The following is a 13,736-nucleotide window of genomic DNA, read 5'->3' on the forward strand; positions in this document are numbered from 1 at the left end:
CTCATTGTTCGACGTTCAGATGCTCCTGCAAATTCGTAACCGCAATAACCTTTCTCCCGCTTGCCGGGTCATATTTCCACAGATGAAGACCCGTATCACCTGTCGGAATATGAATGTCGGTATGATAAGGAAGATTCAAGAAGCTCCGAAATAACATCGAGATCATCCCGCCGTGAGAAACAATGCAGACGCTTTTCAACTCACGTTCGTTATCGAAGGTAGTAAACAGCTTGGACATGAATTGCTCGGCCCTTGCTCTGAGCTGTACTTCAGATTCCCCACCATCAATAGCATCATGCCGTTTCCTTCCGCCCAGGGGCAGAGGGTACTTTATCAAAGCCTCTTCTCTCAGCATCCCCGCGATAACCCCATTATTTTGCTCGATCAAATCAGGATCATAGGTGACGGGAACTTTTGTCGTTTCGGCGATCATGATAGCGGTCTGCTTGGCCCGCTGAAGCGTGCTGGAAAAAATCGCATCCAACGCATAAACACGATGAATCCAATCCGCCAGCAGCCGTGCTTGCTGTTGACCGAGGTCTGTTAAAGCATAATCTGCCCATCCTTCACATCGATTCAGAATATCCGCTTCCGACTGTCCATGTCTGACGACTAGAATTTCAACCATATGCAGTCCCTCACTTACATCCTTCAGCGTTTATTGTTTGTTGCCAACGGCGATCCAGCGCCCGTCCACATCCTCAAACACAAGCTCATGATTGTTATAATCCGTTATGGTTAACGGTCTGACAATCTTCACGTTCAATTCCATGAGCTCCTGCTCGATCTCTTGTTGTCCATCCGCAACAAAATAGGCATCGTACCCGTAACCGTAACGGATTCGATTCGGCACGACCTCCACGTCTGTCATCGTTAATACGATTTCAATGGAGTCCCTGTATAGGCACACATGCGGTTCGTCTGCATCAAGATAGTTCACGGCACGGAACCCGATTTCCTCATAAAACTGACTTGTCCTCTTGATATCAGATGTCGGAAAGATTTGCAAGCAATGGGAAAACCCTGTACTCATGGTTCTGTCTCCTTATCTCCTGTTCTAGCCCTCTTCATGACGACTCTACTGCTAATCCTTCATTTCCCGTATATCCCGGATCGCTCATGTGATCGGATCTTCTCCCGGATCCCCAGAAATTGACGCAATGCCAAACAGATGAAGAACCGCTAAGTAGAATGGGTAAAGCGCCAATCCCGCTATGGCAATGAGTCCTGTTACAGGGGTGGGTTTGTCGGCCGGATTCGTGATCGGGAACCATGCAGCCGTAATGTATACCAGCATCATGAAATAGGGAATCCATAAAATTAGAGCAAAAAAACTTGCTTTGCGACCGTTTAACCAATATCGGACCAGCTTCGGAACCCCCCAACCCGACAGAATGAATCCAGCAACGCAATAGACTAAGGTCAGCGCATTCACGTGATCCAGGTCCCACCCTGTCAATCTGCCAATCCGGTACACGTTGACCATCAGTTCAATCCCGGCAAAAGGGAACAGCGCATACAAAGCAGCCGCCATATTTAATCGAATGATGAAGTTCATATCCACTCTCCTTGCACGCATTCAACTGTAACCGATATGCGGCAGGCCGCTTTATGAAATCAGCTCTTTAATCAAATACAAGTTCAGATCATCATCCGCGCATACCATGTCGCCCGGCACCACAGGTTCGTTGTTGTACATGATCCCGTTGCCGTCCGGAATATAACCGCGCCGTACATATATTCTTTGAGCCGCTCCATAGTCTCTGTATAATCCCACCCCGATGCCGATACGCGGCAGTTTCTTGCTCACGATGATCTCGAATTCTTCTATGATCCGATTGGCGATCCCGTTTCTCCGATACTCGGGAAACACGTTCAGATCATTGATTTCCGGAATGTTCTGATCCCGAAAATACGGATAAGCCGACTCATATTTCAAATGCGATACGCCGGCCAGCTCACCCTGTACAAAAGCCAACAACGTGATGCGTATGCCGATTTGGTTTTCAAATTCACAACGATCATAATACTCATCCGATCTTTGTATCTTTTGCTGTTCAAATGTTTCTTTCCAAATACGTTTAAGGTCTGCGTTATCCAAAACTTTCAATGTAATGTCCATAGGGTTACCTCGCTGTTATGTATTGGTATGGTGAGTACCGTCAACCTCTATTTTAATGCTTTTCCTTAACTTGGTAAATCATTCCGCAGCAATTGATGCATGAAATCAAAACGGCCAAGACGAATGTCCCGGCCGCTGCCCGATTTTTACCACAAATAACCTGTTGCTAAGCAAAAAACTCGGTCTCTGCTACTTTCTGGCCGACATCAGCATAAACATCGGACGGTGACCTTCTTCCTCCCATTCGGGATGTGCCGCCAATTGTGCCTCAGAAGGACCCCAGTCCTCAACATGAGTTATGGTAAAGCCAAGCCCGATCAACATATTGAGATAGGTGCCCATCGTCCGGTGCTGCTTAATTACGCCTTCTGCAAGCCAATTCGTTGTACGCGGTCCTTCTTGCTGGTAATGATCAACCGGCCAAGTTTGATGCCCGCTAGGATGCTGAATCCATTCGGGACGGCTTGAAGCCGTGTATATCGGATGCTCGACGGAGCATACCAGGCTTCCCCCGGGTTTAAGTGAACGATGCACTTCCTTTAAGAGGCCCTGCAAGTTTTCAATATAATGAAAAGCGAGCGAGCTATACACCAGATCATACGTTTCAGAATCCAGCTCCAAAGTCTCCAGATCCGCTTTGATATAGCTAATGTTGGAGTCCTGCGTTTCGGCCTTCCCCCGTGCCAGCATATTCTCGGACACGTCAACCCCAATCACTTTTTCGGCGCCGCCATGCTCCCTCGCCCATCGGCTGAACCAGCCGAACCCGCAGCCTAAATCAAGAACGCTGGCACCGCTCAGATCCGGCAGCATCGATCGCAGCGTTTCCCACTCGGGAGCGCCGTCCAAGCCATGAACGGAACGACTTAATTGGCTGTAACCCTGAAAGAATCCTTCATCATCATAAATGTTTTGCGTCATAACCGTTATAGCACTTCCTTCGTCTAGAATATCTCTTCTAAACTTACTTCCTTCATGCGTGGTTCTCAAGTTTATGTTTGATTCTGCCTTAAACAGGATCAAACACCCAAAAAAAGCGATATCTGAAGATCGCCACCGATCCTTCAAATATCGCTGCATTCTAACTTCTCCTTCGTTCGGCCCGAATAATTCTTCGTATCGATTGCTCCGTTAAATAATAACGTTCAGACAAGGTACGAATGGAATCACCCTTCATATGACACTTGAAAATGTTCCGATTCCGCTCGTCCAGATCTCGCTTGGCTCCGGTTTGTTCTCCCCAGCCCTTGCGGTTCTCCGACTTTCTGGGAATATAAATATAACTTCCATCAATATACTGCTGAATGGTTTTGATTACGTGTTCCGGCAAAATATGTTGTGCTTTTTCGTATTTCATACTCCTTGCCCCTATCTACATGGAATCGTGTAAATAGTGAGCAAAGCCTGCACATGAAATATAACAGCGGCTAATTCATGTTGGAAGTAGGCTCCGAACAATTTCTCTGCCCGTTATTTCCGTGCAGCTTTGCCCGGAGCCTGATTTAACCACTTGAACGGTCGTGCTCCTAACGTGAGCCATCATCATTTTCACCTCGCCCGATTGGATGATACAAAGCATTCCCTTCCCTCTATTGTAACAAATTCGATTTCCCTTGTGTCAGGTTCAAATAACGAGATGACGAGTTCTCCCGATCCCACACCTACCCAGCAACCTAGTAGACAAACGAATGTAAAAAAAGCTTACTGGGCCGTTAAAATCAGCGGTCCGTCCGACGTAATAGCGATCGTATGCTCATATTGCGCCGACAGCTTGCCGTCGGCCGTTCTCGCCGTCCACTGATCGTCGTCGATCGTGATACGGAACGTACCTTCGTTGATCATCGGTTCAATCGTAAACACCATGCCTTCCTTTAACCGAATGCCTTTGCCGGCTACGCCGACATGCTCGTAGTTCGGCTCCTCGTGCAGACTCCGTCCGATCCCGTGCGCCAGCAGATCGCGTACGACCGAGAACCCGTTCGCTTCCGCATGTTGTTGAATCGCCGACGTTATATCGCCAAGCCGGCCCCCGGGGAGTGCCCGGGCGATCCCCAGATCCAGGCATTCCTTTGCCACCTTCATTATTTTTTGCGCCTCCGGCCGGATATTGCCCACCGGATAGCACCAGCACGAATCGCCGAACCATCCGCCGTATTCCACGACGATGTCGAGCTTCAGCAAGTCGCCATCCATCAGCGCCCGGTTCGAAGGAATGCCGTGGGCTACCACATCGTTGACCGATGTGCAGGTTTCGGCGGGGAAGCCGTTGTACCCTTTCGTAAACTGCTTGCCGCCCAGTTTGGTGATGTGTCTGGCAACAAAGTCATTGATCTCCCGGGTGGTGATCCCGGGCTCGATCAGTTTGGCCACCTCGCGGTAGCAGTCCGCAACGATTTGGCTCGCCGGCTTCATCTCTTCGATTTCCCTAGGTGATTTTAAAATGATCATCTATGTTTATTCGCTCCTTATCAGCTCTATAGTTTTAAAAACCGCACGATATCCCTGGCCTCCTCGTGCAGCATTCCTCGTCGAAGCGAGAGCGAGGCGCAGCCGACCAAGGCGGCCAGCAGCATTTCCGCGCGCTGCAGCCGATACGGCGGCTCCGCCGCGTTTGCTACGGCAGCGGCTGCCTCGTTCGCCGCACGCTCGCTTTCCAGCAGCGCGGCAATCGGCGCGAGCACCTCCCGGCGAAAGGCGGCCGTGAGCGGGGCCGAGCGCGCTTCAGGCAGCGCGGCAAAGCCCTCACCGGCCAGCTTATGCAGCAGGAATAGGGCGTGATCCTCCGCCCAAAACTGCAGCAGCCGGACGCCGGCGGCGGCGACGGGGCTTAGCTCTGCGCCAGCGGCCGTTTCGAGGCTTGTGCTGCGGGAATCCGCGGCAGCCGAGTTACCGATGTCAGCCGCCGTAGCCAAAGGCCAGCCCGCAGGCGCCTCTCCCGAAGCCGATGCGCACAAGACCTTCGGAGGGGCGTTCAGCGGGACCTCCAGCCATTCCCCGGTCCGCTCCAATGCGTCCCACAGGAGATCGTGGAGCAAATCGCCCTTATTGCTGTAATAATGGTATACCGTTCCATAGCCGAGTTCCGCCTGCGCAGCCACATCGCGGATTTCCAGTAAAGGCCCTTTATTCAAAAACACATCGGCAGCGGCTTTACGGATTTGCGCCAGACGCCGCAGCCGGATCTCTTCGTTTTGTTCCTTCGTGCGTGGAGTCATCTCGTCCGTTCACCTCTTTTATTTTTGACCTACTCTTATGTCAATATAAAACATCAGCTTGCGAATAACAAGAGTTTAGCTGGAGGATTTGCGCCTCAGCCTAGCCATCGGTGCTTGACCATGGGTTAGCCTTAAACGCGCGACCTGTTTAGAACATTGCTGCGCTAACGTTACTCAAGGCGCTTAAACGGTCCCAAAACTCAAATCATGGTCACCAACAACCTTTAGATATTTCCCCGCTTTTACGCACCCGCATACACTCTTCCGGTCAAGCACCGATTGATCGTTACAGGCCATAAATTCTGTTAATCCCCAGGCTGGGGCCAAAGCACGTTTTATTTCAGAATCTTAATACTAGGACCTTTCTCCTCATTTAAACGTTCATTCCGGCCGGCGGACGCCGAGCATGGTATACTCTTCCCAACAATTCCGTGATTAAGGAGCCTGTACCGTGTTAAAAGAACGCATTGACTACTTGTGCAAGAAGAAAGGAATATCCCGCAAAGAGCTGGTTGAAGGATTCGTGACCACCGCCCACTTTGCGAACATCCTTGCCGAACGATATCCTTTGCCCGAAGATCTTGCCGGGCATCTGGCTCAGCGCCTTCAAGTGCCTCCTACCTACTTGTTGGAGGCTGGAAACACCGATCAAGATACGCTGGAGACCGCAAATCGCATTTTTGAAGAGCTTTCCCAAGCGGCTTCGCTTCTATCAGAAGAGCGTATCCACGATCTACCGGATCGCCATGACTGTTTAACGGTGGAGCTCACCGTAGCTTTGATGAAATCCATCTATTACCAACAAGTGAATGATGCGGTATCCCATGATTACCTGCACCAGAACTACCTGAATTTTTACCTCGAGAAGTATGGGCGCCCCGATGATGCCGAGCTCCCGCTGCCTGCGAAGAAAGCGATGCTTTTCTACAAAATCCAATTCTACCGGTCCAAAAACCGTTATCATGAGGCTTTAAGCCACGCGAACCGGTTAAGCGAATATGTGCGGGAAGGGACCGATTTATGGCTGACTACGCAAAACTTCAAGATGGAGGCCAGCATTTTTTTGAAGTTATACGACCAGGCCAAGCAGGTGTTTGATGGAACGATGCGACGCGTTTATGAAGAACGGCTATTTCACCGCTTGACCGATCTGTACATCGCTTACAGCGGTTATTGTTACTCGATGGGATTGTATCAGGAAGCGCTGGTCACCCTCTCGATGGCGGAAGCCAATCTGGTGTATGCGGTAAACCAGGGGAATATGTTATCCACCATCATGAACAACCGGATCATCATGCTGACGATGCAGGGAGAGCATGAAAAAGCGGAGGAAGAAATCCGGCGCTTTGCGGAACTTCTCGAACGGGAATCGGCGGAGGTACGGGAGCAATTCCGTCCGATCCTATTGATTTACCGCTGCGAGTCGGCTGCGGCTCAAAAACAATGGGGGCTATTAACCCAGTACATACAAGAGCTCAAATCGTTAGAGCTGACAACGGATCAAGAGATGTCCGCATTTTTTTATCAATGCCAGCTCGCTTTGGCTCATGGACACCATGAAGAATTTATGGAGTATGCCCTGAAATGCCTGCCGTATTACGAATCCGCTCAGCTCACCATGCGACTAGAATCTTTATATGAAGCATTGGCGGCCGTATCGGAGGAATCAAGGAAATACAAGGAGTCCACCGTTTATTATAAAAAGCTGGTCTACCTGCTTCGAAACAAATAATTCATGCGTTAGAAGGTCGAAACGACCACCTTCATTCGCAAAACTTTCGTCATGACTTACCGTTCATTTGCTTTGCAACCGAATCAACCTGATTGAACCCTATGAATACCGCAAAAGTTTCTCCGAAACGATCAAGTTCATTCCATCATATTGCCCGAAGTTTTGTTTCCTTGCCAAACCATTGTCGCCACAGCTCCCCGAGGCTAACATTGAATTATAAATAATTCTTCTAAGCGAGGTGCTCGATTATGGGATGGTTTAGCAAAAAGAAAAGTCCGCAGGATGCGCTGGAGAAAGCAGATCAAATGATGAACAAAGGTTTGACGGGTATGATGATGAAGGGCTTAGTGCCGAAAGAACATCGACACGCCATCAATCAAAGTCTGGAGCAAGCGAAACAGGCACAGATGGCAGCGACCGGCGCCCTTTCGTTAACGGCGACCGCCCACGTACGATCCGTACGGGATACCGGAAAGCTGATCAATTTTGATCCGGTCGTCATCCTTGAACTGGATGTCACAGAGAACGGAGGAAAGCAATATACCAAAACGCTGGAAACGCTCGTATCGAAACTGCAAATTCCGAGAGCCGGTGATACCATCGGCCTCGCTCAGCATCCAGCCAATCCATCGGAACTGGTCTATATGGGGCTGATAAGCTGAATGCGCCACGTAAAAAGGACCTGAATCAGGTCCTTTTTGTTGTTATATGCCTGCAGCTTCCTGCAATTTTTCGTTCAACATTCGGAAGGCTTCGTGAATGCTCTCTTTTGGCGTCTTGCCGTACCTCTCTCCGATGTTGACTTCCGAATAACACTGAGCTTCCCCTGCCTCGTTCAGATAAGCGACCAATCCGACGCCCGTCGCACGGTACACATCAATCAGGATCGGTTCCAGCTGTTCCTTGTCCATTTCAAAGTACACATGGAACATATTCGATACGGGCACGGCAGGCTTCGTCTTCACGCCTCGGCACTGGCCGAACATCGCTGCGAGCTCTTTGGCTTCTTCGTAATACCGGCCCATGCTGCCTATTCTTTCCGCATAATAATAATCCGAGCTGATAATATACGGGTAAAGACTGACCAGATCGCCGCCATGCCTTCTCTTCCACACTTTGGACTTTGCCGTGAAATCGGTCCCGCCGGCCAGAATGGCGCCGGCAATCCCGCCGATGCCTTTATAGAAAGATACATACACGCTGTCAAAAAGAGCACAGATTTCTGCAGCCGTTTTCTGATAATACGGTGTAATCTCGAACAATCTTGCCCCGTCCAGATGCAGCTTGATGCCTTGAGTACGGCAATAGGCCGAAATGGCCTCCAACTCCGCGTAATCAGGCAGCTGCCCTCCGATTTCACGCTGCGGCAATTCCAGAAGCAGACATGCAATGTCACGATCCAAACGCTGCACGTCCTCAAGCGTAATCAAACGCTCCTGATCGCCAAGCAGAATCGGTTCGATATGATGCAGCTCTTTAAGCCCGTCCTCCTCATGAATCTCCAAATGGCAAAGCGGGTGATACGCCACTCGCTTCAGATCCGCATCATCGCACCAGATCCGCAAAGCAATCTGCTGCGCCATCGTTCCACTGGGAAAGAATACCGCCGATTCCTTACCCAGAACCTCTGCCATTCGCGTCTGAAACTCTTCGATGATGGCACCCTTGCCGTATGTATCCCCCATCTGCGACCCATCCGCGCTGCGAAATGCCTCGAGCAGCACTTCAACATTCCTGCGGCTATGGCCAATCAATGGGTATGCCGTTTCGCCGTAAGACTCGCCAAGCGATTTTCGTTGTTCTCCCATGTCGCAATAACTCCCCTTGTTTCATTGATTTTAAGCCTAATCTCTTTACATTGAATGAACCACCCTTTTAGCATACTAGATAAATGAGCAAGTGAAAAATAATTTTGATGACCTAACTTTTCGGAAAAACTTGACAATAGGAGAAGTCTGAAATAACATTGTATATGAGCATATGTTCATATTGAAATTTACTCAGCTTTTTGAATCATTCGTTCAACATTCTTATGGTTATCTGAAGGGAGTTTTCGATTATGCACCATCACAACCACCAGCACGGTCATGACCACAGTCACCATGATCACGCCCGCTCAGGGAATAAGAAAGGTCTTGCCATCGCCCTGATCATCACGCTCGGCATTATGATTCTAGAATTTGTGGGAGGCTTGCTTACCAACAGTCTGGCCCTGTTATCCGATTCCGGCCATATGCTAAGCGATGCCAGCGCTTTGCTGCTTAGTCTGATCGCTTTATGGTTTGCCGCAAGGCCCTCATCGCCGAACAAGACCTACGGCTTTTACCGTTTCGAAATACTGGCAGCACTATTAAATGGCGTCGCTCTGTTTGTCATCGCCGGCTTTATCGTCTGGGAGGCGATTCAACGCTTTGATGACCCGCCGGCGGTTGCCAGCGGCAGCATGATGCTCATTGCATCCATCGGCTTGTTGGCTAATCTTCTGAGTGCCTGGTTCTTGATGCGGATGGGCGATGTGAAGAACAATGTGAACCTGCGAAGCGCCTACCTTCATGTCATCGGCGATGCGCTTGGCTCCGTAGGTGCTATTGTCGCCGGGATTCTCATGATTGCATTTGGATGGTATATTGCAGATCCTATGATTTCCATTCTGGTTTCGATCTTGATCCTGAAAAGCGCCTGGAGAATTATACAGAATACCGTTCATATCCTGATGGAGGGTGCACCTGCAGCGATTAACCCTGATGAGGTAACGAAATCCCTGCTGTCCATTCCAGGAGTCACGGGCATCCATGATCTCCATATTTGGACGATTACGTCCAATTTCGACTCCTTGAGCTGCCATCTTGTCGTAAAGGATGACGTGACTGGTTATGAGATCCTTCAACAAGCGATTGATCTTCTGGAAAGTCGATTCCACATCGAGCATTCAACCATCCAGATTGAGAACAGCGCCATCACTCATAAAGAAAATAAAGTGTGATCTGGTTCCTACGGCAGTCTTTCCGTTCATGAAAAGGGGAAATTGGGCTGCCGAGGTTTACACTTTTTACAAGCTCGGTTGACCTCCATAATGAGACTATCAAGACATTCTACGTAAGTTACCACGAAATCCTGAATGTCTGATAGGGAGGTTGCCATGAATAACGATATATATACGCTGGAGAAGCTAAATGAATATCGGCAAGCACATTGGGACGAACTGGATCGTCAAGGAAGATTCATTATTCATGATGAGATCGGTGTTGGTGAATCGGAGTTAAATGCGAGGAATCGTCGACTTATCGATAAGCTTTACGGGTTCTTTCGAAAGCGGAGATCACGAAAAACCCATTCAAAAACCTTATAAGCCAAAAGAGCAAGCGCCGTTGTACGCGCTTGCTCTTTTTTTACGGGAATCACGCCCGCCAGATCTGCTTAAAATCCAGCCATCCCAGATTATTAATGACAACTCCCTTGTAAGAAGGATGCAAACTTGCGAAGAATCTTGTATGAATCAGGAATGATACATGCGCTTCCTCCCGCAGCCTCTCCTCGATGTTCGATAAAATGCTCAACCGCTCCTCGCACCGTTCGCTGGCAAGCGCGTCATCGATGCATTCTTTTACCCAATCCTGCAGGGACGGATCCAGGAACTCTTTGACAATGCTGCCCTCCTGCTCGTAATTCTCGATGATGCATACTTCTTCGCCCGGAAGAACTAAGCCGTGCAAAATGCAGTCCATACTGTTCACCACGTCGGGATGCAGCATGGTATCCATACGTATCTCCCGTATCATCAATGAAATCCCAACGGAAGCACACTGATTCTGGATCCATTCGGCATCCTTGATATGATTGGCCAGCGTTGCCATGATGACGGGGGAACCGTCGTAACCCGACTGTCTCAGCAGCGACTTGGCGAACTCGGGATCATAACGGTCTTTGCGGTAAGGCGCTTGTTCATCCACAATGAACCCTCTGGCCGGATAAAGACGATTGTCGCCCAGCTCCCGGATCATCTCCGAACGGTTCCGGATCAGATTGAATGCGCGGCGAAATTCGACGGATTGAAACGGCCCCTGTTTTTTCATATTCCATGTAATCAAAGTCGTGCAGCCTTCGGAGGATTCTATGATATCCACAGCATGATGGTCGCCGCCATGACCGAATTGCTCCGAATCCTGCAGCAGCCGCTCCCAACTGACGTTGCAATGCTCGGCATCTTCCGGCATCATAATGATTTGGATGCTGTCCAAATGCGGCCGCCCTTGATAATAGTGGGCATTCGCGTGAATGGTCAGCCTTTCCTCGGCCCATTCAACCACCTGAAAGGGCCCCGTTCCGACAGGAAGCCTCCAGAACTGTTCTTCATCGTGAATCAGCAGATGTTTAGGCACGATGGACATGCATATGGAACTGAGAAACCGGATGAAAATCCGATTCGGCTTATTCAGGATAAAACGGACCTCGCGGGGCGACACCGCCTCTACGCTGTGCAGTTCACGCACGATCCAAGCATTCCGTCGATCCTGACCCAAGCGCTCCACCGTGAATTTTACGTCCTCGGCCGTTAATTCCTTGCCGTCATGGAACAGAATCCCTTTACGAAGATGAAACGTCCAGCTCGTTCCATCCTCGCTGCTCTCCCAATGATGCGCAATCACAGGCATGTATTGATCCTTTGCTTTATCGTATACCACCAATCGATCGAATATTTGCTGGATCATATGAGCTTGAAAACTGTAATAGCACTCGGCGGGGTCCAAGGTTTCGATCAGCCGATAAACCGGCAGCCGCAGCGAATCCCTGGCTTCTTCCTCCCCTTCCTTCATCTCCTTGCAAAAGCCAAAATGCCCGTTCATCCACTCCACGTAGGAGTCGTTGGTCCGAATGCCTTGTCCGTAGGTACGAAGCAGCTCAAAGGCTTGCTTGTATTCCCCTTTCTCCGCGAGCTGCTGTGCCGCTTCCTGAAGCAGCTCTGCTTGATCCGCTTGAAAGGTCAGCTTGGACCGGTTTCCTCGCCCGCGTCCGGCTTTCCATAGAATCCAGCCCTTCTCTTCGAGCTTGCGCAAAACGAGCTTCGCGTTGCGCGTCGTGCAATAAAGCGTGTCGGCAATCTGCTCAAGCGTCACTTCCGTAGCGGTATGGACTGGAGCGTTAACAGCAAGCTTCCGGTGCAGCATGAAAAATTGTTCGTACAGCATTGCGATCCGCTCCCCCCTTGGTAAAATCCAATACGTTTATTCTACTTGGAGATCGTTTCGAGCGCGAGTACCTTTTCGGTAGAAATCCATTATATTCAAAAAAGAACGGCTCCATTCCCCTAAACCGTTAGCCTTAAACTGCACATCCTTGTTACATAACAGAAGCCCTTCGTTTCATATCAAGCCATCAAGTTCCGGCTTATGAACTCCTCCGCTTCCTTCAATTTTAAAGTAAGCTCCATGCCGTCGGACATGTTCTTCAATCGAAGCACGCCAGCCGCCGCTTCATCTTCGCCGATCAGAATGGCATAAGGGATGCCTTCCGCCGAAGCGGAGGCTAAGGTCTTTTTCAATTTGCGCCGCTGGGTAGCCAATCGGGTACGAATCCCGCGATTCCGAAGTGCCGCAGCAGCCATCAATCCTTCCGGGACAGCTTCTCCTATCGGGATAACCACAACGTGTGGCCTGTTCGTTTCAACCACCCGGTCCCGAAGCATCTCCATGATGGATTCCATGCCGAACGAAAGCCCTACCGTCGGATATGCCATATCTTCCCGTCCAACAAGCTGCCCGATGATCGCGTCATATCTGCCGCCGCCGCCCAGACTTGAACGAAAAGCATGGGACGCGTCGTAAATTTCGTAAACGGTTCCCGTGTAAAACGACAAACCCCGGGAAAGAAACGGATCAAATACGCAGATGTCCTGCAAACCGACACGCTGCAGCAGGCTTTGCAGGATTTGAACTTCGCGCGCGCCCCGCCCCGGCTCCAGGTTGTATGTTCTGGTAATCTGCTCAAACGTCGGTTCCTTGAGATCTACGAAGCTCAGGACGCGGCGGCAAATTTCCGGATCAATCACCTTATCCGCGAGCTCTTTCCGAACCCCTTCCCTCCCGATCTTGTCCAGCTTATCCAGTGTCAACATGACGGATGAACTTAGGTCGGCCGGTACGCCCATAGCTCCCAGGAGTTCACCCAGAAAGCCACGATTGTTCCACCTGAGGACGATCGGAATTTCAAGTCTTCGGAACACCTCGACTGCGAGCTGCATCAGCTCCGCTTCCGCTTCCGGACCCGCAACCCCCACCACATCGACGTCGCACTGCAGAAACTCCCGCAATCTGCCCCTTTTGACAGGGCCGTCCCGAAATACCTTCCCCATCTCATATCGCTTGAATGGCTGGCTGATGCCTGGGTTCAGCGCGATCACCTTGGCGAACGGTATCGTCAGGTCGTAGCGCAGCCCCAGCTGTCGCGCTCCCTGATCCGTCAGCTGATACATCTCCTTAAGTATTTCTTCTCCTCCAGCGTACTTGGAAGACAGCAGTTCCAATTCATTCAGGATGGTTGACTCCATCTCCGCGTAATCGTAACATTCAAACACTTCGCGAAGCGTCGATTGCACCTTTCTCCTTACAGCCTGTTCCTGTCCAAAATAATCATATGTCCCTTTTACGTTCTGCATCGCTGCTCATCCTTT

General features: G+C 50.1%; 15 protein-coding genes. 4 read left to right on the forward strand and 11 right to left on the reverse strand.

Annotated elements, in window-relative coordinates; genetic code table 11:
* Position 1 precedes the first annotated feature (1 nt).
* The 8 genes from MHH82_RS18390 to MHH82_RS18425 form a co-directional block, all read right to left on the reverse strand.
* Positions 2-628, reverse strand: a complete 627-nt coding sequence (locus MHH82_RS18390; protein WP_340967231.1) for a histidine phosphatase family protein — start codon at positions 626-628, stop codon at positions 2-4.
* Positions 629-658: 30 nt separating this feature from the next.
* A complete protein-coding gene (locus MHH82_RS18395; protein ID WP_015735835.1) occupies positions 659-1,033 on the reverse strand; it encodes a VOC family protein in 375 nt (124 codons plus the stop codon).
* Positions 1,034-1,117: 84 nt separating this feature from the next.
* A complete protein-coding gene (locus MHH82_RS18400; protein ID WP_015735836.1) occupies positions 1,118-1,558 on the reverse strand; it encodes a hypothetical protein in 441 nt (146 codons plus the stop codon).
* A gap of 51 nt (positions 1,559-1,609) precedes the next feature.
* Positions 1,610-2,122 (reverse strand): GNAT family N-acetyltransferase, encoded by a 513-nt coding sequence (locus MHH82_RS18405; protein ID WP_036660828.1) that lies wholly within the window; start codon positions 2,120-2,122, stop codon positions 1,610-1,612.
* Between the two features lie 189 nt (positions 2,123-2,311).
* Positions 2,312-3,043, reverse strand: a complete 732-nt coding sequence (locus MHH82_RS18410; RefSeq protein WP_340967235.1) for a class I SAM-dependent methyltransferase — start codon at positions 3,041-3,043, stop codon at positions 2,312-2,314.
* 160 nt (positions 3,044-3,203) lie between these two features.
* A complete protein-coding gene (locus tag MHH82_RS18415) occupies positions 3,204-3,479 on the reverse strand; it encodes a CD3324 family protein (RefSeq protein ID WP_036660830.1) in 276 nt (91 codons plus the stop codon).
* A 344-nt stretch (positions 3,480-3,823) separates the two neighbouring features.
* Positions 3,824-4,570: a type I methionyl aminopeptidase gene (gene map / locus MHH82_RS18420; RefSeq protein ID WP_036660831.1), complete on the reverse strand. Its 747-nt coding sequence runs from the start codon at positions 4,568-4,570 to the stop codon at positions 3,824-3,826.
* 26 nt (positions 4,571-4,596) lie between these two features.
* Positions 4,597-5,337 (reverse strand): TetR/AcrR family transcriptional regulator, encoded by a 741-nt coding sequence (locus MHH82_RS18425; protein WP_340967237.1) that lies wholly within the window; start codon positions 5,335-5,337, stop codon positions 4,597-4,599.
* A 451-nt stretch (positions 5,338-5,788) separates the two neighbouring features.
* Here MHH82_RS18425 and MHH82_RS18430 point away from each other — a divergent pair, with 451 nt between their 5' ends.
* Together MHH82_RS18430 and MHH82_RS18435 are read left to right on the forward strand one after the other, a co-directional pair.
* Positions 5,789-7,069, forward strand: a complete 1,281-nt coding sequence (locus MHH82_RS18430) for an XRE family transcriptional regulator (protein WP_340967239.1) — start codon at positions 5,789-5,791, stop codon at positions 7,067-7,069.
* Positions 7,070-7,317: 248 nt separating this feature from the next.
* Complete coding sequence (locus tag MHH82_RS18435; RefSeq protein ID WP_015735843.1) at positions 7,318-7,731, forward strand: hypothetical protein; 414 nt, start codon at positions 7,318-7,320, stop codon at positions 7,729-7,731.
* Positions 7,732-7,773: 42 nt separating this feature from the next.
* Here MHH82_RS18435 and MHH82_RS18440 read toward each other — a convergent pair whose 3' ends face one another.
* Positions 7,774-8,877: a threonine aldolase family protein gene (locus tag MHH82_RS18440; RefSeq protein WP_340967242.1), complete on the reverse strand. Its 1,104-nt coding sequence runs from the start codon at positions 8,875-8,877 to the stop codon at positions 7,774-7,776.
* 251 nt (positions 8,878-9,128) lie between these two features.
* Between MHH82_RS18440 and MHH82_RS18445 the strand changes: the two genes are divergently transcribed.
* Together MHH82_RS18445 and MHH82_RS18450 are read left to right on the forward strand one after the other, a co-directional pair.
* Complete coding sequence (locus MHH82_RS18445; protein WP_340967244.1) at positions 9,129-10,052, forward strand: cation diffusion facilitator family transporter; 924 nt, start codon at positions 9,129-9,131, stop codon at positions 10,050-10,052.
* 156 nt (positions 10,053-10,208) lie between these two features.
* The gene (locus MHH82_RS18450; protein ID WP_036660837.1) at positions 10,209-10,418 is read left to right on the forward strand and encodes a hypothetical protein; all 210 of its coding nucleotides are present in this window, start codon (positions 10,209-10,211) and stop codon (positions 10,416-10,418) included.
* Between the two features lie 49 nt (positions 10,419-10,467).
* On the opposite strand, the gene MHH82_RS18455 is transcribed toward MHH82_RS18450, so the two are convergent.
* Both MHH82_RS18455 and MHH82_RS18460 read right to left on the reverse strand, forming a co-directional pair.
* Positions 10,468-12,255, reverse strand: coding sequence for an ABC transporter substrate-binding protein (locus tag MHH82_RS18455; protein WP_340967247.1), 1,788 nt, complete (start codon positions 12,253-12,255; stop codon positions 10,468-10,470).
* A 179-nt stretch (positions 12,256-12,434) separates the two neighbouring features.
* The gene (locus tag MHH82_RS18460; protein WP_145038083.1) at positions 12,435-13,721 is read right to left on the reverse strand and encodes a histidine--tRNA ligase; all 1,287 of its coding nucleotides are present in this window, start codon (positions 13,719-13,721) and stop codon (positions 12,435-12,437) included.
* Positions 13,722-13,736 lie beyond the last annotated feature (15 nt).

The sequence above is a fragment of the Bacillus sp. FSL K6-6540 genome, assembly GCF_038007545.1.